A 24,846-nucleotide genomic window follows, 5' to 3' on the forward strand; every position below is an offset into this window, starting at 1 on the left:
CTCACTATCCTTTCTTAGCACCTAGCTTGTTCTCCGTTCCTTGAAGCAGCTTTACGATATTCGACCGATGGCGGACGAAAGCAAAGATACAGATCAGAAGACTTGCACATAACAACGGCACTGAAAAATAAAAAATGGATATGAATAATGGCGTTAATGCGGCAAACAGGAGAGAGCCTAAAGAAACATAACGGGTTAAAGCAATGGTAGCAATCGCAACAGCTCCCGCACACAGCGCAGGCACGAATGCAAGCGTCGCAATAACGCCAACCGTTGTCGCGATGCCCTTGCCGCCTTTGAATCGGAACCAAATCGGCCAGTTATGACCAACAATGGCCGCTAATCCGCACAGAACGGGAATCCAGTCATTCTCTCCGAGCGCATGGCCAATCCAAACAGCCGCCACGCCTTTCGCGATATCAAGCACAAATACGAGTATGCCCGGCCCTTTGCCAAGCACCCGCAATGTGTTGGTAGCGCCGGCGTTGCCGCTGCCGTGCTGACGGATATCAATGCCTTTAACCCATTTTGCTATAACGATGCTAAATGAAACCGAACCTAATAAATAGCTTAAAGCAACCGCAATTACTCCATATAACAAGCTACTTCTCCCCTAATCTTCTTCGGACTTACGACGCGAGAATATTCGTATTGGCGTCCCCTCAAAATTAAATGCTGCACGAATTTTGTTTTCCAAATAGCGCTCGTACGAGAAATGCATGATCTCCGGATCATTGACGAAAACAACAATCGTAGGAGGTTTAATCGCAACTTGCGTCACATAGTTAATGCGCAGGCGCTTTCCTTTGTCGGACGGAGGCGGATTGATCGCCACTGCATCCGAAATGACATCGTTAAGCAGATGCGTTTGAATGCGCATCGCATGCTGTTCAGAAACATGCTTAACAACCGGCAGAAGCTTTTGTAAGCGCTGTTTAGTCAGTGCAGAAAGATAAGCGATCGGAGCATATGACATGAACAAGAAATGATCCCGGATGCTTTGCGAGAACAACTGCATGGTCTTCTCGTCCTTGTCAACGACATCCCACTTGTTAACGACGAATATCGATGCTTTCCCCGCTTCATGGGCATAACCTGCGATATGCTTGTCCTGCTCGATAATGCCTTCTTCTCCGTTGATCAGCACGAGAACGACGTCAGCGCGTTCAATGGCTTTCATCGCGCGCATGACGCTATATTTCTCGGTGGATTCATACACCTTGCCGCGCTTGCGCATACCAGCCGTGTCTATAAGCACATAGCGTTGGCCATCGCGCTCGAACGGCGTATCGATTGCATCTCGCGTAGTACCCGCAACGTCGCTGACAATTACCCGGTCTTCGCCAAGCAGCGCATTCACGAGCGAAGATTTACCTACGTTAGGACGTCCGATTAACGCAACACGAATAACATCCTCATCGTAGCCGTCATCCGTTTGCTCCGGCAGCAGCGCAACCGCAGCGTCCAGCAAATCGCCGATTCCGAGTCCATGCGAGCCTGAGATCGCGATCGGTTCACCGAAACCTAAACCATAAAACTCATAAACCTCGTCCATTCGGCCATGGTTGTCCACTTTATTCACTGCAAGCACTACAGGTTTTCCTGAACGGAAAAGCATTTGTGCGACTTCATCATCTGCATGCGTTAAGCCGGATTTGGCATCGGCCATAAAGATAATCACATCTGCTTCTTCAATGGCAAGCTCAGCCTGCATACGTACAGATTTCATGATTTCATCTTCGCCGTCAATTTCAATACCGCCGGTATCAATAATGCTAAACGGTTTGCCATTCCACTCTCCGGTGCCGTACAGCCTGTCACGAGTGACTCCCGGTTTATCCTCAACAATTGCTAGACGGTCGCCGATGACCCGATTGAAAATGGTGGATTTACCCACATTCGGACGACCGACGATAGCGATAACGGGTCTTGCCATAGTTTGTTTTCCACTCCTTCAAAAATACTCACGTTAACCATCATAGCAAAAAAGTGCGTTCTTGGCTAACTTTTCATATTACTTGTGGTTGACCAATATAATTGTGCCATTCTTCAAATCATGTGCGCTGGCATCCAATATCTTCTCGAGCAGAAATGCTGTTTCCTCCAGCTTGTCTTCCGTTTCTTCAATAAAAATGGGAGCCCCGCCCCCGACTGCCCCGAAATGGAGGGCCACTATTGCGACGATTTTAGCCATTTTCACCGGCCTCCTTTTTGTTGACAGAAGCTTCTGTAGGCATGCGCACGGCAGACTCCAATATAGGCACTCTCATTATGACCTTCTTGCCTTTCTCCGCATCCATTTCCTGCGGCAAAATAAACACGGCCAATCGCCCATCCTTCATATCCAGCTTGGCCATCGGAATCAGCGCCGGCTCGCCATCGTCACGATATACGCCTAATATCGTTGCCATATCATAAAGGATAGCTTGGCGCTGTCCGAGATTGCTTATCGTCACTTTTCCGTTTGAATTGTACGGCGTAAGGATAAAGCCCATGCCGCGTTCCGCGATAATGTCCTGATTGGCCTTCAAGCCAACATTCATGATATAGATGTCGTCTACGAACAGATCAGGACCGTCGACCTTCACTACGGCAGTATGTACGGCAGCAATATGCGACATTGCTTTTCCCGATTTCAGCTTCTCTACCAATAGCAAGGAAAGCAAGCCTGCAACGATGCCTACCCAAACATTTAACATAATCGCGAATAAACTCGTTAGCAAAGCAGTCATAATCACTAAATAGTTCCGGCCCTCGAACACCATCGCAATCCCTTCGATATAGGTCGAGCCTCTGCTGACCAGCTCCATGCTGTCGATTTTGGTCAGCGTTTCTCTTTCCATTTTGCGAACGTCTCTGAATTGCTGTGCGGCAAGCGAGAGAAACGTAATCGCCGTATAGTCTTTATTGAATAATGCGGGTACAGCCACAGCACCGAGAGCTGCAGCAATTACGCCTAAAGAAATGTGAATGATGCGACCATGCGGGTATGTCGGATACTGTCGATAATCCGTTCTAAGCATAAGCAAACGCGAAATAATCCCAAAAGCGATCCCTAACAGCACACCAACTAAAAACTTATTCTGAATGAGATAGTGCTGCATTATGATGAGCGCCCTCCTCTAATTTGCCATAACATTTCATGCAATTTCGTGCTAGCAACACGAAGTGTTTTTAGCAATATGCTGAAAATCCTTGCCGCTGCAATCGCAATCCAGAAGCTATCCCACCATCTGAGCTCTCCGATATAGCCCATATACCTACCAGCTTGCAGTAAAGCATTAAAGATTTCACCAAGAACGGCTCCACCTGCGATCATAGCAAATTGTTGCTTCGCTTTAGACGCAAAAGCCCCGCAAAACAAACCTGCAAGCAAGGGAGCATCCCAATTAGGGTTTATCCAATAAAAAACAGGATCATAGTTGTACATTTTACGAACGAATCCCCAGATTACTGCAAGCATCAGCATACATACGAGTAAATAAGTTACGTATCCCCAGCTCTCTGTGCTGCTGTATAGTGACATTGCGGCCAAAACCAGCAGTACGCAGACACCCACATGAATATCAATACCGAACATGTGAAGAGGTAAAAACCATAAAGACGATACAAGCGCAATGACCATAGCAATAACAGTTGCAACCATCATTCGACGGCTAATATCGGGAGCTACATAGGCCTTCCAGCCCGTTGCCATGAGTATGATCATGATCAATACGATCCATATCGTCATAAAACCAGGATTCACCTTATATCACCTCTCGTAAACCCTATTATGCACCAAAAAAAAGGAGCTATTCCTGCGATGTTTCGCAGGAATAGCTCCTTTAGCATAAATGTAAAATTATTTAAGGTTTTTTAGCTTGTCGCCGAAACGTTCTGCAAGTGAGTAGCTCATGCTCTCGTTGCTCAGGCTAACGTTTGGATTGTCGATTTTCTCGATTTTTGGCGAACGAGGAGCACGATCAGGTCTAGCGCTAGGAGCCGCTTGCTCTGGTGCTTCTTCTGTTTCTTTGATGCTAAGGCTAACGCGTTTTTCGGAAGGATTGAAGTCAAGAACTTTCGCTTGAACTTCTTGGCCTTCTTGAAGAACTTCGTTAGGCGTAGCGATATGACGATGTGCGATTTGCGAGATGTGAACAAGACCTTCCACGCCTGGAGCGATTTCAACGAAAGCGCCGAATGGTACTAGGCGACGGACTGTACCTGTAACGATATCGCCGATCGCGAATTGAGCGCCTGCTGTATCCCAAGGACCTGGTTGCGCAGCTTTCAAGCTGAGGCTGATTTTGCCTGCAGCCGGATCAACTTTAAGTACTTTAACGCGAACCGCTTGGCCTTCAGCTACAACATCCTTCGGATGTGCAACATGCTGCCATGAAAGCTCGGAAACGTGTACAAGTCCATCGATGCCGCCGATATCTACGAAAGCGCCGAACGGTGTAAGGCGTTGAACCGTACCGTCAAGCTCTTGACCAACTTCAAGCGCGGCAATAACTTGCTTTTTGCTTTGCTCGAATTCGCCGTCAAGCACTTCTTTCTGGGAAAGAATAACCTTGTTGTTCTCGCGGTCGATTTCTTTAACCTTCACGCGAAGCGTGCGGCCTTTGTAATCGGAGAAATCTTCAACAAAGTGACGCTCAACCATAGAAGCAGGAATAAATCCGCGAACGCCGACATCTGCTACAAGTCCGCCCTTCACTACGTCTGCAACGGCAACTTCGAATACTTCGCCGCTTTCAAAGCGTTGCTCAAGAACATCCCAAGCTTTCTCGCCGTCAACTTGGCGTTTCGAAAGAACAAGCTTTTCTTTCTCATCGTCAATGCTAACTACTTTAAGCTCTACCTCTTGACCGATTTGAACAGCGTCCGTAGCGTTCTCAATCTGCACAGCAGAAAGCTCACGAATCGGAATAACACCGTCATATTTATATCCAAGGCTTACATAAGCTTGGTTATCTTCGATTTTGACGATTGTACCTTTAACGGAATCGCCTTTTTTCAAAGACACGAAATTATCCAAAGCGTCTTGGCTTACTTCTTCCGCCACGGATTCTTGCACATTAGTTTCTTCTGACATTGAAATAACCTCCTCAGTTCATACCCCAACTTTATTTAAATCCGCAAGCGCCTAGAGCGAGTGCAGCATTTAAAACATACATTAACGATTGTTTGCAGCTAACTCGCGAATGCGAGCCATAATGGCATCTGTTACTTGTTCAAGCATATCTGGTGATGATTCTTCAATAAGTGCGGTAAGATCAACAGGCTTGCCGTAACATACGATAATTTTGCTAAAAGGTTTATACTTTCCGACAATAGCCACAGGTACAACCGCAGCTCCGCTGCGCACGGCAATCATGGCTGCGCCTTTCTTGGCCGCTCCGGATTGATTGTTGCGTGATCCTTCTGGGAAAATCCCCATTACATTGCCTTCTTTTAGCAGAGAAATCGCAGATTTGATAGCATCCTTGCTCACACCCCCGCGTTTCACTGGGAATGCGCCAAACGCACGAATAAGAGGTCCGAACACCGGAACCTTGAACAATTCCTCTTTCGCCATGAAATATACTTTTCGCTTTACCTTGACTCCCACTGTAGGAGGATCAAAGTTGCTCAAGTGATTCGAGGCAAGCACGACCGGTCCTGAAGTCGGAATATTCTCCGTTCCTCTGGCTTCCAATCGGAAAAGGAGCGTGTAAATGACACGCAATAGAAACCGGAAAATAAGATATAACATAGTTTACTTCGCCTCCGCCAATTTGGTTCGGCTTAATTTCACAATTGCGTGAATGACTTCATCAATTGTCATGGCGGTGCTGTCGAGTACAATCGCGTCCGACGCACAGATAAGCGGCGAAATCTCGCGTTGCTCGTCCAAGCGGTCTCGCTCGGCGATCTCGGATTCCAGCTGTGCAAGCGTGATGCTTTGGGAGTCCACTATTTCACGGTAACGGCGAAGTGCCCGTTCCTTAACGGATGCGGTTAAGAAAATCTTCAGTTCCGCTTGCGGCAATACGTGAGAACCGATATCTCTGCCGTCCATTACAACGCCTTTGCGCTCAGCCAGCTTGCGCTGCATGATGCCAAGAACGTCACGTACGGTTTCATTCGCGGCGATGTGAGAAACCTGAAGCGTTACCTCGCGCGTGCGAATCAATGCGGTTACGTCTTCGCCATTCACAAATACGGACTGACCTTGCTCGCCTGGCTCTAGCGCAATCTCCAAAGATTTCACTAAATCCGCTAGCTTGGCTGTTTGCTCAACCGTTACTCCTGCCCGCTGTGCCATGAGTGTTACAGCCCGGTACATAGAGCCCGTGTCAATATACACATATCCAAGCTGTTCGGCGACTTTCCGTGCAACCGAGCTCTTGCCCGCGCCTGCCGGCCCGTCAATCGCTATGATCATACGGTCATTGTCACCTTCGTGATGCACCACCTAAGGTCAACCCCCTTTTAGTAGAGACGGCTGGCCGAATGCATGTAAGAATGCGACGCAAACCTCTCAAGAAAAAAGCAGGCTTTGCCTGCGAACGTGAAAATTATACCACACTATATCCGGAGATGCAAAAGCGGAGCGTTAGTTCAAGCGGACTCCTTCCCGCTGATCTACGCCCGTTAACCATTGCCGAACAGCATGATTTTGCAGTGCTGCTTGCGAACATACCAATAAAATAACAAGCGTAATAATGATTTTACGTAATATTGCGCTAACCTCATCCGTTAACTTAATCATCGTATCGGTATTCTTTTTGCGAGAAAACCATTTTTTCAGCATTTGGAAACCAGCCTCCTGTTCCGGCTAGTTTTCCATATCTTACACTATTTATTCACCGGTTTCGGAATTCCAGCTGTTTCTCAAAACAAAAGCGGATAACCTTCTGCCGTTCTGAATCATTAATGCTCGCATATTTGATCATCGCTTGTTTTCTGCCGGATTCCAAATCGACCACGCGTACGACTTCCCCTTTGAAAAAAGCATGATCAATGCTTCCGTTCTTAAATGGAACCAGAAGCCAGCAATCCAGTAGCTGTTCGGAAGCAAGCTGCCATTTCCCATCGCATATAAATGAGATTCCGCCGCCGCCAACATCGTCCGTCTCGCATACGAACCTCAAATTGCCTTGTGTTTTGACCGCTATTTCAAGCTCTGCAGGCACGCGTAAAAAACTGCGGCGCTGCACCTTCGTGATCCGATCAAGCTCCGGCTTGCGGATTTTGATGAGCTTGACGCCATCCTCTACAAATCCGAGCACATGGGAATCGAAAAAGTTTTTGATTCCATCCTCGGTTACGAAATAAACGGATAGCTCGTCACCAAGAAAAAGCCTCTTGTACCGGCCTGTTTTTTCGCTAATCGGAACCTCGATCAAGAATCCATCCTCCTGATCATCCGCAATACGAGATTTGTATTCAATAGAAGCTTCCTCTTCGTCTGAAGAAGCAATCTGAAAATGCAGCATTTGGTTCATTTTAGGCAACAAATTGGCTCCCCCCCATTATACTTGCCATTATAGCACGTCGAATTGAGGGGAGCCATATCGTTATTTGTCAGAAGCTGCCTTGGAATCATAAGGAGACATTTCCTCGATCGATTCTTCTAGGCCTGTCTCGGAATTGATATAGATACGGTACAACGAGCCGTTGATTCTTCCGCTATATTCGTAACACAAAACCTCTTCGCCCAAATCATTGACAATCAAGGCCAACAGCTCTGATTGAACCTTCATCTCCGGGTTAAGCGCCTTCCTTGCCTCTGCCTTCGATATAATCGGACTAGGCAGCTTGCGTTTGTGATGCTCATAAACGTAGTCATTCGCTTGCAGCCCAACCGTTTGGCCATTATCCAATGCGACCTTTACCGTCAGCTTATCCGGATAAATAAGAACTCCGCTTTGCACGCTAACGTACGTGAATGCTCCCATATTGCTATGCGCATCGTAACTTACAGCTTTCATATCTGAAAAGCCGTGCTTATCCAAAAATGAATCGGCAGACGCTTTGGCCTTCTCTAGATCGATCTTTTTCTCGCCAATATCGCGTGAATTCATAAACCAGATGAGCTGTCCGCCTTTTCGCGTAAAATCCATTTGCAGCTTTTGGTCCTTGCTCTCGTTCACTGTTGCGGAATAAGATGCGTACTCGGTCCCTTTCGCATTCTCGACAACACGGATATCCGCGTTTGGCTTGTTCGTAAATTTAGCTGCCAGCTTCTTCACCTGTTCAGCCGTAACCAAATTGCCGCCCAGCATTTTGATCGTCCGTTTTTGATACATGCTGCTTACGGATGGACCCCAGTTGATCTCAGGATATTCGCTTACTTTTTTATCAACCGTCTTAAAGCCGTCCACGATTGTGTTATCGTTGTTTTCCTTCTCCGAAGCAAGGGCGATCTCTACATCCATCCAACGCAAATTATTAGCCAGCACTTCCTTCTGCATGCCGATTAAATCCTTGGATATTTGCTCCGAGTTCGCATATAGCGTCTTCATTGTTTTAAACTCGTCTTGCGTGAGCGGCTGCTTCGTTAAATCGCGAACTGCCGTTTTGTATGCGAAATTGGCGATGCGCGATAAGAAATCCTCCGCTTCATTGAAGGGAAGCAGCGTGAGCGGAAGCTGATTGATTTCATTCTGGGCCTGGCTCGTTAAACGCCATACGTTGACCAGCCCTTTTCGGTGATAGCTTTGCGAGGTCGAATTCACTGCCAGTGTCGTGCCAAGCTGCTGGTGAAGCTGCTCCACATGGAAAGTTAAATCATGAAAGGCGCGTTGATATTGATTTTCCGCTTTGATCAATATCGAGTTTTTCTCCTGATGCTCTTGGTAGCCCCAATAAATTGCGCCGATGAACAGCAAGGACATAAAGGGAAAGAGGATTGAGCTAAGTCGATGGTACATAATACAAAAGCTCCTTTCTTGTGCAAAACCTGGTTTTAGTTTGGTTTGCCCAAGGGAGCTTTATGCATCCATTTATATAATTGTAACAGCATCCTTTTGTTTCCTATGGTGAAACGGCTATCGCCGTCATGTGGCGGCAAGGCGCGTTTCATTCCGAGAAATATAGAGAACGTATAGCTTAAGGATATACATTCCTATATTTTAAAAAACGCTATGCTCTTCAATTTCAAGATCATTGGCGTTGTTGCAAATGCATTGCTTAAAGCCGGTATCAATCATGCCCTTGTCCCGCCGTCCGCGCAGGACAAACTTTTCTCCGCACATATTGCACCGGATTGTCACCTTAATTCTGGCAGCCTCCATAAGCTCCTCCTCGGCCATTATTCGAATGCCTTTCGCATAGGCATTGCTATATAATGTCAGTATAGACGGATCAGCTATAGTTTAATCTCATCTTCCCGGACCAAAAATCGAAACGGAGAGCGTGAGTTGGCATGATTCATTTTACGAAGCCCCCATACCCATAACCCAATCATAAACGGAATAATGAACCACATCCAATTCGTTCGGACGGTAATCATGATCCAATCATACGTCCCGTGCAGAAGAATGGGCAGCAGCAACGAAATCGCCAAGAAATAATTTCTTTTATTCGTCGGGGCGAATTTTGCTTTGCCTAAGTAGTAGCCCATCATGACCCCAAACAAAGCGTGGCCGGATACAGGCAGCAGCGCCCTGACGAGAAGCGTGCCAAAGGTCGCAGGCGAATATATCGCATACAGCACATTCTCGAGCGTTGCGAAGCCCAGTGATATCGAAGATGCATACACGATGCCATCGTACGGTTCATCAAATTCCGTATGATTGTATATGACATGGTATAATACGAACCATTTTACCAATTCCTCTACTCCTGCCGACTCTCCAAATGCGAACACGAGTGGATGGTCGCCTAACCATAGCTGGAGGCCGCGTTGGATAACCATAATCGGGACCACGACGAGAATGCCGAGCACGAACATCCTTGCAACCATGTGTATGGGCTCGGCTTCGTAACGGTCCCTCAAATATAAATAAGTGAGCAGCGATACGCCTGGCGCTACCGCTGCGGTCAATACGGAGAGAAACAGCATTTGGTCCCTACTTTCTTACACCCAGCCTCGAAAGCGAACCGCTTCGGCCAATTTGCGGACTCCCGCCATATAAGCTGCGAGCCGCATATCAACCTTCCGGGTGCGGTGTATTTCATACACTTGATTAAACCCGCGTATCATCATGAGCATCAGCTTGTCATCCACTTCTTGCTCATCCCAATAATACCCTTGATTGTTCTGAACCCATTCGAAGTAGGATACGATAACCCCACCGCTGCTTGCAAGAACATCCGGAATGAGAAGCACGCCTCTGTCGGACAATATTTTTGTTGCCTCAAGTGTTGTTGGACCATTCGCAGCCTCCACGACAATAGAAGCTCGAATAAGAGATGCGTTTTGATCCGTAATTTGATTTTCAATGGCTGCTGGCACAAGCACATCGCAATCAAGCTCTAGTAATTGTTCATTCGTGATCGTTTGGCTGAATAAATTGGTCACGTTGCCGAAGGAATCCCTTCGATCGAGCAGATATTCAATATCCAGCCCTTCTTCATTATACAACGCCCCGTTCACATCGGAAATACCTATCACGCGCGCACCCGCCTCATGCATGAATTTGGCAAGGTAGCTTCCGGCATTCCCGAACCCTTGGATAACGATTCGCGCATCCTTCATTTCGATCTGCTTAATGCGCAGCGCCTCTTGAATCATGATAACAACCCCGCGCGCTGTCGCTGTCTCGCGCCCCTTGGAACCGCCAAGCACCAATGGTTTTCCCGTAATGAAGCCAGGAGAATCAAATTCCCGAATCCGGCTGTACTCGTCCATCATCCAAGCCATAATCTGCGAATTGGTCATGACGTCCGGCGCTGGAATATCTTTGTTCGGGCCGACGATTTGACTCACCGCACGGACATATCCCCGGCTCAAGCGTTCAATTTCCCTGAATGACATGTTGCGAGGATCGCAAATGACGCCTCCTTTGCCTCCGCCATAAGGCAAATCCGCGATCCCGCATTTCAAGCTCATCCAAATGGACAATGCTTTAACCTCGTTTTCACTAACGTCTGGATGAAACCGAACGCCACCTTTGGTCGGTCCGACCGCATCGTTATGCTGCGAACGGTAACCTGTAAACACCTTTGTTGTTCCATCGTCCATCCGCACTGGGATCCGCACGGTAAGCAGCCTAAGCGGCTCCTTCAATAGGTCAATCATATCCTGATCATAGCCAAGCCTGCGAAGCGCCTGTTCAATTACGATTTGAGTAGAATGCAACACATCGTTTGCTTTATTATTACTCATTCCATTCACCGCCTTTGTCTACATCTAATATGAACGCCTTTCCCTCGCGGTATTCCATTAATAGGACAATTACAAAGAAGAAGAGCACCATGCAGACAAGAATCAGCCTGCAGATGCTCTTTCAGTAAACAACTTGCTAAAATTTAAAATGATTACATATTTCCCCTACTGCTTTCTCGGGCATAATCACTTTTCCGTATTCCTCCAGCATCGCGTAGGTGACAGAGGTTGCCTCTCCGTATTCAGCAAGCAATGCGATCACTGCGTTATGCCTGGATACATCGATCAAGGCAGGCTCTAATGCCAATATATACTTGCCATTATAAGAATAAAGCCGTCCGTCATCTGTAAGGGCAGAGCTTTGCAACTGCTTGCAAACGGAGATGACATCCTCGAATTCGCGGAAAGCGTACATCACGATATCGCTTTGTTCAAGCGTCACTTCCATTTCGTATATTTCGTCGTCCGTGTCGTCATCTTCGGTTGCCCGATCGCCTGCATGACTATTCATTTTGCCACGGGTGACAATCACTACCATACCTTGCGCGGGGAGGGCAAACACTTCGACCGCTAATGGGCCGCTGGCGTCGAATCCAAGTTCACTATATGCTTGATCCATCATTTCACTGAATAGTTCGTGTACTTTTGGAATTTCGCGCCACATGTCGTCCTTCTGGATCCCCCGTTCCAGCAGGTCGTCGAACGTCAGGAAAATCCGTATCTTATCCTGGCTCAGTCGTTCGATTTTCATGACAGGATCCTCCTCTGCAGCATCTGTTGTAATAACGTATGATTTTTTTAGTTAGATGTGATCAATTTTGACCAAATCGTGCTATGTATCTACTTTATCATTTCTTTTCGTCGAATGCACTAATAATGAACGAAAAAAAGAATCGTTTGGACGCATTGCATTTCTGCTTGGCGTTCAAACGATTCCTTGTTATCACTGCAATATTAATGGGCTATTGCCGACGATTCCGCTTTGATCTTTTCAGCTTCGCGTTTTAATGACGGATCACTGTTTACGATCGTTTCAATCTGTTCCCAAGCGGCTTCTGATTTTACGGCGGTATCGTCTGAATGCTTTGGGGAGAATGCTGAAGCCTCTTCCCTTATCGATTTGCTCATGAACTTGGAAACGGACTTGCGTGCAACTGAGGAGCAAACGTCTGATACCGCATGAGCCGCCCAAGCGACTGCGCCCGGCTGCTTGCGGGAGACATATACGGTTGCTGCCGCGCCAATTAATCCACCAACCAAAAATCCACTTAATTTCATAATCGTGTACACCTCTTCCTTATTCGGCATTCGTCTTCATGGATTAGTTTGACCGCATCACTAAGCCGTCATTCTGATTAAAATAAGGAAATCATCCTAATCCTCGATTTGGGCAAATATGATACAATGAGGTCGATTCCGCATGAAAACAACAACGCCTTGGAGGTTTACTTATATGAAGCATAGCTATTTAATCATATGTCTTATACTTGTCTGCATATTCTCTGCATCATGTTCTGCAGGCCAGACTAACGAGAAACTCGCCGTAACCAGCGAAGCCTCCGAGACGGATTTCCCTTCCCCTTTACCATCCCCTTCTGCTGGTTCTCCTGCACCTGCTGCGAGCTCTCCGACAGCAATCCCGGACCAGGCACCTGTGTCTTCGGAATCCGTGGAAGGTTTGAAACCTGACATTCTTTATGCGATGAATGAAGCCTATCGTTTTGTTCCGATTGAGGCAGATACGCCGGACAAAGTCGTACTGCTGACATTCGATGATGGTCCGAAGGACCTAGATGTCCTTACAAGCCTTCTAGATACTCTGGACAAACACAAGGCCAAGGCCATATTTTTTGTAAATGGTTATCGCGTAAAGCAAAACCCTGATTTGTTGACCTTGATTCATGACCGCGGTCAAACGGTCGGCAATCATTCTTGGGATCACATTAACCTGAAGAACGAAAAACAAGATGTCATCGAGAAACAGCTAAATGATGTTCAGACAGCGGTTCAAGCACAGATCGGCAGCAAGCCTTTATTTTTCCGTCCTCCATACGGCTCAGGAAGCGACCTCGTCAAGGAAATAGCAAAAAACCACGGCATGCTATACATGACGTGGTCCAATGGTTCCCTTGATTGGGATAAGTCTGCTAAAGATAAGCCCGAGGTTGTCATTAAAAATGTAATGGACCAGCTTCATCCCGGAGCAAACATTCTTATGCACGAGCTGAAGTGGACAGCTGAAGGGCTCGATGAACTGCTCACAAGCCTCGAGAACAAAGGGTATGGATTTATTGATCCTTCAAGCATCAAGCTTAATCCGTAAACTTAGTACCGTACCAGAATAAGCCGGCAACCAGGCTGACGAATAATACAAAAAGAAGATTATAATACCATTTCGTTACTTTATAATTACTCGAAGGATGTTTTTTTCGCCTAGGCGGCAGAGCTTCTCCTTGATTGGAATCCGTTCCGATGCTTGGCGAATTTGCCGCCTTGTCCTGCTGCCTGTTTCCCCTCGAACTTCCAAACTTTTCTTTCCTGCTCATGACTCCCTCCTGAAACGTATGATCAACCCCATTATGAAATCAATTAAGAAATGAGCGATAATCGGAGCAAGAATCGAACCGGATTGCATATAAATCCATCCTAATCCATAGCTGATCGAGAAAACGAGCCCGGTAGGAATCCAATGCTTCAAATACCTTACATGAATAGTAGCAAAAATTATGCTCGTCCAATAGGGACCTATGGCATGTTGTATCGCTCCCCGAAAAAGTAGTTCCTCGCAAATCGCAACAACAAGGGAAATAACGGCAATATGCCAGACGGGTCTGGTTCGAAAAATGCGGTCGTTTACACCGCCGTCATCGGCTGCTTCCTCCGGCACAAACCTTGAAATTAGCAAGTCGACAAGGATAACCGCCGCCGCGAGACCTGCCCCCCAGTAGACAAAGGAAAGCTCCTTCGGTGGCGTGAACATGTGAAACAAATTTTGGTGCTGAAATAAAACCCACACTAAACCGATAATAAAAGTAAATGCTTGTGTAGCATATAAATTAATGAGGAGCATACGGTCATCCAGATCGTCAACGGACACCTTTCGAACGCGAATGTTGCGAATATCAAATTTTTTCATAGCTAACCGCCTGTCTGGAACGTTCTTATTTTCTTTTATTACCTTTTCACCTATACTGATAGGACAAATCGACAGCCTAATTTTTTTACATAGAAGGAGATAGAGAGAGATGGAAAAAAGATTAACCACAACGGCAATGTTATTTAGTGTTGGATTTGTATTCATGCTCGTTTGCGCGGTAGGCGCCTTTTTCTACGGCATTCAGATTGGCAGCGAGAAAACAGAAGCCAAATATGAAAAGGAAGAACTAGGCGCAAAAAACGCGGCATCAACTGTAAGCCCTTACCAGCAGCAAGATCTGGTCTCTTTCTATCATACTGTATTTTTGCCTTACCGTGAATTTCAAAACGAATGGTTCGCGGCAATGAATAAGCTGTCGCAAGGAAAAACCAGTGATGCAACTTCCATGTTCAAAGACTTATCTAGCCTAGCCGATGAGAAAGCGAAGGACGCAAGCTCGGTTGATATGCAAAGGTCACCGTTGCTGGGGCAAGCTCAGGTCAGCTATATCAGAAGCCTTAAGCTATTCAAGGATGCATCTACCAAAGCGGCTACGAGTTCCAAAACCTTAGCATTCAACGAGCTTAAGAAAAATATCGAGCAGGAAAAAAATTACGTATCCGCTTCCCAATTCGCGCTTAGCGCTCAGCAAGCTTATTACGCAGCCATGCTGAAATGGGCGGCTACCGTCGATCTAGATATTCCGGCTGATTACAAATCACCATCCCTGCTTCAACTGACGCAATGGAAGGATCTCACGATCACGGTAAAAAACAAGCTGATGGCCGACCAGCTCATGACTCGCAAAAAGCTGACAATCTACTACCCTCAGGACTTGACGAGCCGAGTAGATGAATTCATTGATTCTGGGCAACCAGCCAAAATGAAGGTGCATACCGTGTCCGCGGTCGTTGATCTTCTCATCAATACCGAAGCCGTTCGCACAGGTGACTTTACCGAAAGCAAATTACGTTTTTATCAGCAGGAATTGCTGCCGCAGCTTCCGTTCTTCACTTCCGATACCAATTAACTGGAATATGAAAGGTATCGATTAATCGTATTGAAATCCTTGCAGCGAGGCTATAGCCGCCATCCCGCCGGTAACGTTGTGGAGGCTGCTGTAGCCTTGTTTTTCTAAGTATTCACAAACCGCTGCGCTTCGTACTCCGTGTGCGCAAACGATGTAGATGGGCATTGTATCAATCAGTTCATCTAAACGATTCGGGATCGTATTCATCGGTATTAAAACAGAGGTCTCCAAATGGTAATAATCCCATTCAAACTCTTCTCTGACATCTATAAGTTGATTCGCCGCTACTTGTCCGTTTTCCAACAAATCAAGCATGAATTGCGCTGTCACATCCTGCCAATTCCTCATGAATAAAGACCTCCCCTGTCGTATTTTGTAGCTTATGATGCTAGAATCATAACGAAATTTTCACATTTCAGCAAGTTTGAGGATTGCTTTTGTCCACCCCGTTGCATTAAAATAGAAAAGTCTGAGATCGATGATCAAACTCTCGTCCCGCTGCTGCACAACGGTGCCGGGTTGAGGGTTTTTCTGTTCATATTAAGCGAAGCCTTGGAGCTTAGCACCAATTTAGGAGGCATACTTCACATGTTTAAAGTGTTAGTTTCCGATCCAATTAGCGATTTGGGCATTCAGCAGCTTGTTGATGCGTCAGATGTCGCAGTCGACAAAAAACCTGGATTAAGCGAAGACGAATTGGTTGCCATTATCGGCGAATACGATGCGTTGCTCGTTCGCAGCCAAACACGCGTTACTGCCAAAATCATGGAAGCTGGCAAACAGCTTAAAGTAGTTGGCCGTGCTGGCGTAGGTGTCGATAATATCGACCTTGATGCAGCCACGCAACGCGGTATTATCGTAATCAATGCGCCTGATGGCAACACGATTACAACTTGCGAGCATACTTTTGCCATGATGATGGCGGTTGCCCGTCATATTCCTCAGGCTTACATGAAAACCGTTAACGGTACATGGGATCGCAAATCCTTCCTTGGCGTAGAGCTTCGCGGCAAAACGCTGGGTGTGCTTGGAATGGGTCGTATCGGCAGCGAAGTAGCAAAGCGCGCTAAAGCCTTCGGCATGGAAATCATGGGTTACGATCCGTTTATGACGGAAGAAAGAGCTGAGAAAATCGGCGTTAAGCTTGCAAGCGTAGATGATATCGTACGTAATGCTGATTTCATGACCGTACATACACCGCTTACGCCGGAAACTCGCCACATGATTGGAAAAGCGCAATTCGAGGTTATGAAGCCTGGCATGCGCATCATCAACTGCGCACGCGGCGGCATCATTGATGAAATTGCATTGGTCGACGCTGTCGATGCAGGCATCGTTGCTGGTGCAGCATTCGACGTGTTCGAGGTTGAGCCTCCAGCTGATGACCATCCGTTCCTGACTCATCCCAAAATCATCGTAACGCCGCATCTTGGCGCGTCTACGGTTGAAGCGCAAGAAAACGTAGCAATCGACGTTTCGGAGCAGGTTCTTCACATTTTACGCAGCGAACCGTTTATCAATGCGGTTAACATGCCTCCGATCCCGGCTAATTTGCAAAGCATTCTTCAGCCATACTTTACCCTTGGCGAGAAGCTTGGCAACTTTATCGCTCAGGCAACGGAAGGTGCTGTAATCGAAATCGTAGTCGGTTATGCCGGTGAGCTTGCCGAGGTTGACACTCAGCCGCTTACACGCCACATCGTACGCGGCGTGCTTGCCCACCACCTTGGCTCGGAGCAGGTTAATGTCGTTAACTCCCTGCATCTGGCGAAGGTTCGCGATGTTAATATCGTGATCCAGAAATCACATGCGTCCAAGGATTTCACGAACCTTTTAACGGTATCCCTTCGCACGAAGAAGGAAGAACGCGTCGTTTCCGGCACGCTGCTCACCGGCTATGGTCCGCGTATCGTGCAAATCGACAAATTCCCGGTCGACGTTACGCCTGAAGGTAATCTTATCCTTATCTCACACAACGATAAGCCTGGTATTATCGGCCGTGTCGGTACCTTGCTTGGCAACAATGACGTTAACATTGCGACGATGCAGGTTGGTCGTCAGCTGGTTGGCGGTTCTGCAATCATGGTGCTTCGAGTGGATAAAGCAACGCCTAAAGAGGTTCTTGAGCAGCTTACGAGCATGCCTGAGCTTAACACCGCGAAAGAAATTACTCTTTTCTAAATAAAATGACAAGAAACAGCCAATCAGACGGACTGATTGGCTGTTTTTGTTTCACGAGCAACAAGAATTATCTGCTGCATTCTACAAAAAAAGCGCCCCCTGAGGGACGCTATGACAACGACTGATGCGCTTCGACAGGAAGCAGTAACGTAAAGGAGGTACCCTTTCCTGCACTGCTGTCGACGACGATGCGGCCATGATGCAGATCAATGAAGGTTTTGACGATGGCAAGGCCCAAACCTGTTCCTCCGCTAGCCGTTCCCCGTTTGCGCGCCTTGTCTGCCTTATAGAAGCGTTCAAAGATGTAAGGCAAATCCTCAGAGGGGATACCCTGCCCTTCATCTCTAACGCTAAGCTGAACGTACTCACTGGCATTGACTCTTTCAAGCTGTCCAGCAATCGTAATGGATTTGCCTGATGGCGTATGCCTGAGGGCATTATCAAGCAGGTTGGTCAAAACCTGCTCCAACCGATCCTCATCCGCTTCTTTGACCATTAATGGCTCTAGGGGCATCTCCGCATGAAGCTTCACTTCTCTTTCCTTCGCATAAACCTGGAATTTCCGATGAACGCGTTTAAGGACATGCCTAAGATCAAGCTCTTGGAAGTTCATATCCACATGGCCAGCTTCCATGCGTGCGATGTCCAGAAAATCATTGACCAATCTCCCCATACGCAGCGATTCGTCATATATAACCTGGACAAGCTCCTTGCGATCCTCATCTGAGACCACGATATCGTCTAAAAGCGCTTCGCTGTAGCCTTGCAGCATGGATAGCGGCGTCCTGATCTCATGGGAGATATTCGCCACGAAATCTCTTCTTAGCTTCTCAAGCTTATGCTCCTCCGTCACGTTCCGTATGACCGCGACCGCTCCCCTAATAACGCCTTTGGATTGAAGCGGCGCCATCACGGCCGACCATACGCTGCTCATGACATGAACAGTGTCCGTCGCATCACGGCCCTCTTCCATCACGCTCTGAAATAGATCGCGCAGCGGCAGCGGCACTTCCGAGAAGGAGGAGGAGCTTTCAAACAAATCCTCCTGCCATGCTTTCTCAACGCCAGACCATTGATTGATAAGCAAATGCCCGCTTGGGTTCGTCAGAATGACTTTCCCGTCTGCATCGAAGGTAATTACGGAATCACCCATGCTTCGCAAAATGCTGGCCAGATGATTTTTCTCATGGTTTAAATCATGGATTAGCTTATCGAGCTGCTCCGTCATATGGTTAAACGTTTGAGCCAGCTCCCCGATCTCGTCGCTGGAGCGAATATTCACCCGAGTAGAATAGTTTCCTTGAGAGATGGACACAGCCGCTTCTTTTAGCTGCAGCAGCGGCTGTTGAATTTTTTTGGATAGAAAGAAAGCGAAAAAAGTAGATAACAAAAAGCCGATGATCGCTGTTAATACAAAAAGCACCTTTACTTGATGCTGCGTTTTGCCTTCAACCCAAATGTCCACATACTGCAGAAGAAACACACCAACAATTAATAAAACGACAGCAACAAGCAGCATAATTGTCGCCCAAAGCTTGCCAACCACGCTGCGCCAAAGCTTGCCCGCCGAACGCTGCCACAAGCTCATTTATTTCGGTACCTCTAGCTTATAGCCGACGCCCCACACGGTTGTGATCATCGCTGCAGCATCCGGGGAAACTTTGTTCAGCTTCTCTCTCAGACGCTTTACATGCGTGTCCACTGTGCGCAGGTCGCCAAAAAATTCGTAATTCCAAACATCCTTGAGCAATTCTTCTCGGGAAAACACTTTATCGGGCGATACGGCCAAATAATGCAGCAGCTCATATTCTTTTGGCGTTAGGCTTACTTCCTGGCCGCCTGCCGTGACGCGGTGCGCGTCATGCTCAATAATGAGATGAGGAAACACGATATTGTTGCTTGAATTGATTTCCTTCGTCAGAAAAGCAGTAGCTGACGAACGCCTTAATATTGCTTTCACGCGATAGATGACTTCGCGCGGGCTGAAGGGCTTGACGACATAATCGTCAGCGCCAACCTCGAAGCCTTGAACGCGGTTCATCTCCTCGCCTTTCGCTGTAAGCATAATGACTGGAGTTGCTTTCACTTGGCGAAGACGCGAACATACCTCAACGCCGTCTATTCCCGGCAGCATTACATCTAACAGGATGAGCGCATAATCCGTATTCGACGCAAGTCTAAGCGCTGTCTCGCCGTCTTCCGCCTCGTCGATTGTATAGCCTTCTTTCTCTAAATACATCTTGAGCAGACGACGAATGCGTTCTTCATCGTCTACGACCAATATACGGCTTGAATAATCGGACATCGGGCAAAACTCCTCTCAAACTAAATACTAAACACCGGAATAGGAATGCAAGCCTGCAATAACGAGGTTAACCCCGACCAGCGTGAACAATACGACTACGAAGCCGATTACTGCGAGCCAAGCCGAAGGCTTGCCTTGCCACCCGCGCGATAGACGGAAGTGCAAGTAAGCACTGTAGTAAAGCCAGGTAATGAGCGCCCAAACTTCCTTCGGATCCCATCCCCAGAAACGCCCCCAAGCGATATTCGCCCAGATCATCGCAAATATTAATGCACCGAGCGTAAAGATTGGAAAGCCGATCGCGATGGAGCGATAGCTGATTTCATCCAGATCTTCGGGATCAACGCCCTCCATCATAGGATGAATAACCGCGCCTAACGGTTTGCGGAATACTAAGCGAAGCAATCCATAAAGCAAGCTGCCTGCAATAATGGACCATACAACCGTATTAAGCTTCCGTCCGGAATTGACGCCGTTCATCCAGTACGGTGCTTCAAAAATTGGCTTGTCCAATCCTAAGAAGGAATCTGCCTTCACGATATCGCTGTTATACGGTTTAACAATAGGCGGCAGCGTATAGTCGACCGTTTCCGTAATCGTTGATTCGGTTCCTTTGCCGTCTATGCTTGACTTCTCCTGAATGAATTGCGCCTCGTAGCCAGCGCCACGGAACGCAAAGACAGCAACAATGAAGCCAACAATCAAAATAATGGAATAAAGCGAGAATTCAACCCAAAACTGCGAACGCTTTGCTTCCTTCGTTTTGCCTTTGAAATCAACGACACGCAGCAAGTACATCATACCCGCTGCAAAGCCTACTGCAAAAAAGGCTTCGCCAAGGGCGGCTGTCGTAACATGCACCTTGAGCCAATAGTTATTAAGCGCCGGTATTAAAGGCTGTACCTCCTGCGGAAATACAGACGCATATGCAACGATAATAACGGTAAGCGGCAAGGAAAACATCCCCAGCAGCGGCTTTCTGTATATAGCAAAAACGATTGTGAAAGCAATCATGATAGCCATGCCTAGGAAAGTCATGAATTCATACATATTGCTCGTAGGAATTTGTCCGCTACCTGCCCATCTAGTGAAGAAGAAAGTCAAATGCGACGCCAAACCGAGACTTGAAGTAATAAACGCGATGCGCCCCCAGCGCTTCTCGTGCTGGATGGGATCACGGTTGCTCCATTTCTTGCCCGCAATCGCAATGACATAAAACATAAATGCAAAGCAATAAAGAAAAAATGCGACAATGAATGCGTCGCTGCTAAAATCAACTAAACTCACGCGTTGTTCCCTCCGTTATCAAGCGACTTCGGATCTACGGTTATCCCTATTTTATGAAGCGCTCCCGCAACATCTGAGCGCATACCGTACCAGTTTTTGTTCGTATGGGCCCCTAATGAAAGCTCCCCGTCATCAATTCTGAGCCAAATCCTCCGGTGCTGCCAATAAGAGCCCATCAGCAATCCGATCATGGAGAAGGCTGCTCCTACCCACACATAAGGCAATGCACGATCCATCCGCACGTTCAGATAAGTCGAAGCTTCTGAGAAATCCACGTTTTCCATCCCGTCGACGCGAATCTCGATCTTGTCGGCAATCGCGTGGTTGATGACATCCTGCGAGAATTTCACCTTATCCTTCTGCATGGGGAAATACATGTATGGCTCCCCTGCAGGATCCAGGCCGGGACCCTTCACCGTAAAGACGAAAGCCGGGGCAATCGGATCACGGGACAATGTTGTTGGTTCCCCGTTATCACCAATGGCGAATTCCATGTAATTAGCAAATAAATCAAGGGTGTACGGTCCAAGCTTATGCTGCAGCTCAGAATCCTTCATTGGAAGGTCAAACGGCCCGTATTTCTCGCCTGTTTGTTTGTCTACCAGAATAGGATGTACGGCATTTAGGCGCGGAGTCGTATCAAAGTCGAATTGATACAGCTTTAAACCCTTGTACTTGAGCGGTTCATTCACGATAATGTTATGCCGCTCCACTTCTTTAAGCTCAGGCTGCTTTGACTGATCCGTGCAATTGCTAACGCACTCATATAGAACCGCCTTCGTCTCAAAAAGTTTTGCTCGCGCGGTGCCTTTCAGCTTGTCCGGAAGCTCCTCATCCGTGTAGTACTCCACTGTGAATTTTTCGTTTTTCACAAAATAATTCGTATCCGCGATTTGAATGGTATCGCCATCGGGAATCGTTATGTAGCTGTCCATTTGCCAGCTTGGAATGCTTCTTGCCAGAATGGCCAATAAAAACAAAATTAGCCCAATGTGGTTAATGTAAGGTCCCCAGCGGCTAAAGCGATTTTTTTCTGCAAGCAGCGCTGATCCGTCACGGTGTATCCGATATCCTTTTCGTTTAAGCTGCGCACCGAAATCCTGCACCCATTTCTCTTCGTCACCTTCAATGGTCTGCTTGTACACCGTTTTCTGCCGATGTATAAACTGTAGATGCTTTCGGATTTGCTGCTTGCTCAGCGCCCTGTAAAGCGGCAATACGCGGTCAAGGCTGCAAATAACCAGAGATGTTCCGATCATGACCAACAAACCGATAAACCACCAGGTTTCATACGTATGCGACAATCCTGACAAGTAATAAAGCTTGCCTGGAAATCCGTAGGTCTCCTCGTAATATACAGAAGGATCGAAGTTGTTGATAAAGGTATTTTCCTGCGGATAGATCGTTCCCAGCATGGCGGTCAAAAACGTAATGACGATCAAATAAATCGCGATTTTGACCGATGAGAAGAAATTCCATATCTTATCGATGTAATTCGGATTGCTCTTCTGCGAACGTCGGGCCACGCCGTCATAACGCATTTCCAAAGGCATGTCAGATTCGACATTGTTCTCGAGCGGCTTGCCGCAGCTCTCGCAAAGCACGGTTCCGATTGCATTCTGATGCCCGCACTCGCACTTTGTGTTTTCAACCACTAACACGATACAACCTCCTAAAGCTTAAGCAATCTCTCAATTCGGTCGTCAATCTCCGCCTCAGTCATCCCGCCTACTTTTATTTCCATTAAAGTCCCATCGGGATGAATGAAGAAGGTAGTCGGATAAGACTTTAATCCGTAGCTGCGCTCCGTCTTCCGGTTAACGTCACGCAAGATCGGATAATTCAGCTCGAATCGTCGCACGAAGTTATTGACTGTCAACGTATCCTCACTTAAATTAATGGCAAGAATAACCAATCCTTGTTCCTTCCACTTTGCATACTGTCTCTCAAACTCAGGCATTTCCTTGACGCAGGGCGGACAGAACGTTCCCCAAAAGTTGACCACGACAGCTTTTCCCTCATAATCGGACAACTTTCTCGCGGTGCCGTCCAAATCGACAAGCTCAAACGCAGGCGGCTTGTCTCCCTCCTTCAAAGGGCCTTTATCATCAGCAGCAAATAAAGTAGATCCGATTGCATACCCACCTATGATCAAGACGGCAATCAGGATAACTATCTGCACCGTTTTGCGCGATTTTCCCATAATTGAATTCACCACCAGCTTCTCTCTATGCAGTCACGAATATTACCATTATAACGAAAAGTCGACGGCAATTACTGCCGCCGTCGATTACTTTTTATGAACTTTATGTGTCTTGCTATTGGCAATATCAAGCAGTTCCTTGATTTCCACTGGCGTTAAATGACGATACTTTCCACGGCCAAGATTTTCAAGCCCCAGCTCGCCAAAGCGGATCCGCTTCAGCCTGGTTACCTTGTGCCCGATTGCTTCGAACATGCGCCGAACCTGGCGATTGCGTCCTTCGAATATCGTAATCGTTATGGTTGCCTCGTTTCCATCCGTATCAACGTCGTGGTATTCCACTTCTGCCGGAGCCGTCATGCCGTCTTCCAGCTTGATGCCCTTCTGAAGCTGCTCTAGCGCAGTTCCGTGAGGTACGCCTTTGACAGTTGCACGATAGGTTTTGGGTACGTGATGACTTGGATGCGTAAGCAAATTAGCAAACTCTCCATCATTCGTTAGAAGAAGGAGACCCTCCGTATCATAATCCAATCGCCCGACCGGATAAACTCTCTCTTTGATTCCTGGCAAAAAATCGGAAACCACTTTGCGGCCCTGCGGATCCTTGGCGCTCGTGATAACCCCTTTGGACTTGTTGAGCATGAGATAGAGCTTTTTCTCGCTCCGTATCGTCTTCCCGTTAACGGTAATCACGTCGACGGCTGGGTCTGCTTTGACGCCAAGCGTAGTAACCTTCTCGCCATTGAGCTCGACCATCCCTGCCAAAATCATTTCTTCGCATTTGCGACGAGAAGCGATTCCCGCAGCGGCTAATATTTTCTGTAAACGTTCCAATGCTTTCACCTCAATCTCCATCATAACGATATGACGAAGAAAGTACAAGCTTCACTAGCCGAATATGTATAAGCAAATTAAAATAGCGGCAAAAAAACCGACTAAATCAGAAAACAAACCCACTTTCAGAGCATACCGTGATTTCCGAATGCCCACTGCCCCAAAATAAACGGTGAGTACATATAATGTAGTGTCCGTGCTTCCTTGAATCGTAGAAGCGATTCTGCCAATCATGGAGTCAGGACCGAAGGTTTGGATCAAATCGGTCGTAAATGCCAAAGAGCCAGCCCCTGTCAATGGACGCAATATGCCAAGAGGCAGCACCTCACTCGGTATTCCCGCCCAATCAAACAAGGGTCTGACCGCCGACAACATGAGCTCTAGCGCTCCGGAAGAGCGGAACATGCTGATGGCAACCATCATACCGACAAGATGGGGAATGATATTGATGGCTGTCCCGAAGCCATCCTTTGCGCCTTCGACAAACGTCTCATATACGGGAACTTTGCGCCTTAAAGCCGCATACAGCGGAATAAATACGATAATAGCCGGAATCATCCATGCAGAC

General features: G+C 47.2%; 29 protein-coding genes. 3 read left to right on the forward strand and 26 right to left on the reverse strand.

All coding sequences use genetic code 11. The features are described from left to right. Nucleotides 1–4: 4 nt before the first annotated feature. The 16 genes from plsY to AC0YN3_RS17465 form a co-directional block, all read right to left on the reverse strand. On the reverse strand, nt 5–601 hold the full coding sequence (gene plsY / locus AC0YN3_RS17390; protein WP_475776260.1) for a glycerol-3-phosphate 1-O-acyltransferase PlsY: 597 nt from the start codon (nt 599–601) through the stop codon (nt 5–7). A 12-nt stretch (nt 602–613) separates the two neighbouring features. Further along, complete coding sequence (gene der, locus AC0YN3_RS17395; protein WP_475776261.1) at nt 614–1,936, reverse strand: ribosome biogenesis GTPase Der; 1,323 nt, start codon at nt 1,934–1,936, stop codon at nt 614–616. 78 nt (nt 1,937–2,014) lie between these two features. Beyond that, entirely contained in the window at nt 2,015–2,194 is a 180-nt protein-coding gene (locus AC0YN3_RS17400; protein ID WP_475776262.1) for a capping complex subunit for YIEGIA, read from the reverse strand. Continuing rightward, nucleotides 2,187–3,104, reverse strand: coding sequence for a YIEGIA family protein (locus tag AC0YN3_RS17405; protein ID WP_475776263.1), 918 nt, complete (start codon nt 3,102–3,104; stop codon nt 2,187–2,189). The genes AC0YN3_RS17400 and AC0YN3_RS17405 overlap by 8 nt, the downstream gene beginning before the upstream one ends. Continuing rightward, nucleotides 3,104–3,733 (reverse strand): YphA family membrane protein, encoded by a 630-nt coding sequence (locus AC0YN3_RS17410; RefSeq protein ID WP_475776264.1) that lies wholly within the window; start codon nt 3,731–3,733, stop codon nt 3,104–3,106. Before AC0YN3_RS17410 ends, AC0YN3_RS17405 begins: the two co-directional genes overlap by 1 nt. A gap of 111 nt (nt 3,734–3,844) precedes the next feature. After that, on the reverse strand, nt 3,845–5,080 hold the full coding sequence (gene rpsA, locus AC0YN3_RS17415; protein ID WP_183567814.1) for a 30S ribosomal protein S1: 1,236 nt from the start codon (nt 5,078–5,080) through the stop codon (nt 3,845–3,847). 81 nt (nt 5,081–5,161) lie between these two features. Beyond that, a complete protein-coding gene (locus tag AC0YN3_RS17420) occupies nt 5,162–5,740 on the reverse strand; it encodes a lysophospholipid acyltransferase family protein (RefSeq protein WP_475776265.1) in 579 nt (192 codons plus the stop codon). Between the two features lie 3 nt (nt 5,741–5,743). Further along, a complete protein-coding gene (cmk, locus tag AC0YN3_RS17425) occupies nt 5,744–6,412 on the reverse strand; it encodes a (d)CMP kinase (protein WP_475776530.1) in 669 nt (222 codons plus the stop codon). Between the two features lie 171 nt (nt 6,413–6,583). Continuing rightward, the gene (locus AC0YN3_RS17430) at nt 6,584–6,781 is read right to left on the reverse strand and encodes a hypothetical protein (protein WP_475776266.1); all 198 of its coding nucleotides are present in this window, start codon (nt 6,779–6,781) and stop codon (nt 6,584–6,586) included. Between the two features lie 52 nt (nt 6,782–6,833). After that, a complete protein-coding gene (locus AC0YN3_RS17435) occupies nt 6,834–7,487 on the reverse strand; it encodes a flagellar brake protein (RefSeq protein ID WP_475776267.1) in 654 nt (217 codons plus the stop codon). A gap of 60 nt (nt 7,488–7,547) precedes the next feature. Continuing rightward, nucleotides 7,548–8,903, reverse strand: coding sequence for a germination protein YpeB (ypeB, locus tag AC0YN3_RS17440; RefSeq protein WP_475776268.1), 1,356 nt, complete (start codon nt 8,901–8,903; stop codon nt 7,548–7,550). 201 nt (nt 8,904–9,104) lie between these two features. Continuing rightward, nucleotides 9,105–9,266, reverse strand: coding sequence for a hypothetical protein (locus tag AC0YN3_RS17445; RefSeq protein ID WP_475776269.1), 162 nt, complete (start codon nt 9,264–9,266; stop codon nt 9,105–9,107). Between the two features lie 74 nt (nt 9,267–9,340). Then, nucleotides 9,341–10,036, reverse strand: coding sequence for a glutamic-type intramembrane protease PrsW (gene prsW, locus AC0YN3_RS17450; protein ID WP_475776270.1), 696 nt, complete (start codon nt 10,034–10,036; stop codon nt 9,341–9,343). A 15-nt stretch (nt 10,037–10,051) separates the two neighbouring features. Beyond that, nucleotides 10,052–11,302 carry a Glu/Leu/Phe/Val family dehydrogenase gene (locus tag AC0YN3_RS17455; RefSeq protein WP_475776271.1) on the reverse strand — a complete coding sequence of 417 codons (1,251 nt, stop codon included), beginning with the start codon at nt 11,300–11,302 and terminating at the stop codon, nt 10,052–10,054. 136 nt (nt 11,303–11,438) lie between these two features. Then, nucleotides 11,439–12,053, reverse strand: coding sequence for a genetic competence negative regulator (locus AC0YN3_RS17460; protein ID WP_183567835.1), 615 nt, complete (start codon nt 12,051–12,053; stop codon nt 11,439–11,441). A 203-nt stretch (nt 12,054–12,256) separates the two neighbouring features. Then, complete coding sequence (locus tag AC0YN3_RS17465) at nt 12,257–12,580, reverse strand: hypothetical protein (protein WP_475776272.1); 324 nt, start codon at nt 12,578–12,580, stop codon at nt 12,257–12,259. Nucleotides 12,581–12,755: 175 nt separating this feature from the next. Here AC0YN3_RS17465 and AC0YN3_RS17470 point away from each other — a divergent pair, with 175 nt between their 5' ends. Next, a complete protein-coding gene (locus AC0YN3_RS17470; RefSeq protein WP_475776273.1) occupies nt 12,756–13,625 on the forward strand; it encodes a polysaccharide deacetylase family protein in 870 nt (289 codons plus the stop codon). Here the strand turns inward: AC0YN3_RS17470 and AC0YN3_RS17475 are convergent. Both AC0YN3_RS17475 and AC0YN3_RS17480 read right to left on the reverse strand, forming a co-directional pair. Continuing rightward, entirely contained in the window at nt 13,615–13,848 is a 234-nt protein-coding gene (locus AC0YN3_RS17475; protein WP_475776274.1) for a hypothetical protein, read from the reverse strand. The two genes, AC0YN3_RS17470 and AC0YN3_RS17475, sit on opposite strands and share 11 nt — an antisense overlap. Beyond that, on the reverse strand, nt 13,845–14,438 hold the full coding sequence (locus tag AC0YN3_RS17480; RefSeq protein WP_475776275.1) for a lysostaphin resistance A-like protein: 594 nt from the start codon (nt 14,436–14,438) through the stop codon (nt 13,845–13,847). Before AC0YN3_RS17480 ends, AC0YN3_RS17475 begins: the two co-directional genes overlap by 4 nt. Nucleotides 14,439–14,547: 109 nt before the next feature. Between AC0YN3_RS17480 and AC0YN3_RS17485 the strand changes: the two genes are divergently transcribed. Continuing rightward, the gene (locus AC0YN3_RS17485) at nt 14,548–15,468 is read left to right on the forward strand and encodes a hypothetical protein (protein WP_475776276.1); all 921 of its coding nucleotides are present in this window, start codon (nt 14,548–14,550) and stop codon (nt 15,466–15,468) included. Nucleotides 15,469–15,489: 21 nt separating this feature from the next. Here the strand turns inward: AC0YN3_RS17485 and AC0YN3_RS17490 are convergent, their stop codons facing one another. Next, nucleotides 15,490–15,816 (reverse strand): rhodanese-like domain-containing protein, encoded by a 327-nt coding sequence (locus AC0YN3_RS17490; protein ID WP_475776277.1) that lies wholly within the window; start codon nt 15,814–15,816, stop codon nt 15,490–15,492. A 240-nt stretch (nt 15,817–16,056) separates the two neighbouring features. Between AC0YN3_RS17490 and serA the strand changes: the two genes are divergently transcribed. Further along, nucleotides 16,057–17,649 (forward strand): phosphoglycerate dehydrogenase, encoded by a 1,593-nt coding sequence (gene serA, locus AC0YN3_RS17495; protein WP_475776278.1) that lies wholly within the window; start codon nt 16,057–16,059, stop codon nt 17,647–17,649. Nucleotides 17,650–17,758: 109 nt separating this feature from the next. Here serA and AC0YN3_RS17500 read toward each other — a convergent pair whose 3' ends face one another. The 7 genes from AC0YN3_RS17500 to AC0YN3_RS17530 all read right to left on the reverse strand — a co-directional run bounded on the left by AC0YN3_RS17500 (nt 17,759) and on the right by AC0YN3_RS17530 (nt 24,836). Then, entirely contained in the window at nt 17,759–19,237 is a 1,479-nt protein-coding gene (locus tag AC0YN3_RS17500) for a HAMP domain-containing sensor histidine kinase (RefSeq protein ID WP_475776279.1), read from the reverse strand. Next, entirely contained in the window at nt 19,238–19,954 is a 717-nt protein-coding gene (locus AC0YN3_RS17505; RefSeq protein WP_138753462.1) for a response regulator transcription factor, read from the reverse strand. Nucleotides 19,955–19,981: 27 nt separating this feature from the next. Continuing rightward, a complete protein-coding gene (ccsA, locus tag AC0YN3_RS17510; RefSeq protein ID WP_475776280.1) occupies nt 19,982–21,241 on the reverse strand; it encodes a cytochrome c biogenesis protein CcsA in 1,260 nt (419 codons plus the stop codon). Next, on the reverse strand, nt 21,238–22,896 hold the full coding sequence (gene resB, locus AC0YN3_RS17515; RefSeq protein WP_475776531.1) for a cytochrome c biogenesis protein ResB: 1,659 nt from the start codon (nt 22,894–22,896) through the stop codon (nt 21,238–21,240). Before resB ends, ccsA begins: the two co-directional genes overlap by 4 nt. A 17-nt stretch (nt 22,897–22,913) precedes the next feature. Further along, nucleotides 22,914–23,444 carry a redoxin domain-containing protein gene (locus AC0YN3_RS17520; RefSeq protein ID WP_475776281.1) on the reverse strand — a complete coding sequence of 177 codons (531 nt, stop codon included), beginning with the start codon at nt 23,442–23,444 and terminating at the stop codon, nt 22,914–22,916. An 87-nt stretch (nt 23,445–23,531) separates the two neighbouring features. After that, nucleotides 23,532–24,278, reverse strand: coding sequence for a pseudouridine synthase (locus tag AC0YN3_RS17525; protein ID WP_441942111.1), 747 nt, complete (start codon nt 24,276–24,278; stop codon nt 23,532–23,534). Between the two features lie 54 nt (nt 24,279–24,332). After that, nucleotides 24,333–24,836, reverse strand: coding sequence for a spore maturation protein (locus AC0YN3_RS17530; RefSeq protein ID WP_183568153.1), 504 nt, complete (start codon nt 24,834–24,836; stop codon nt 24,333–24,335). Nucleotides 24,837–24,846 lie beyond the last annotated feature (10 nt).

It is taken from the genome of Paenibacillus sp. J22R232 (genome assembly GCF_056269165.1).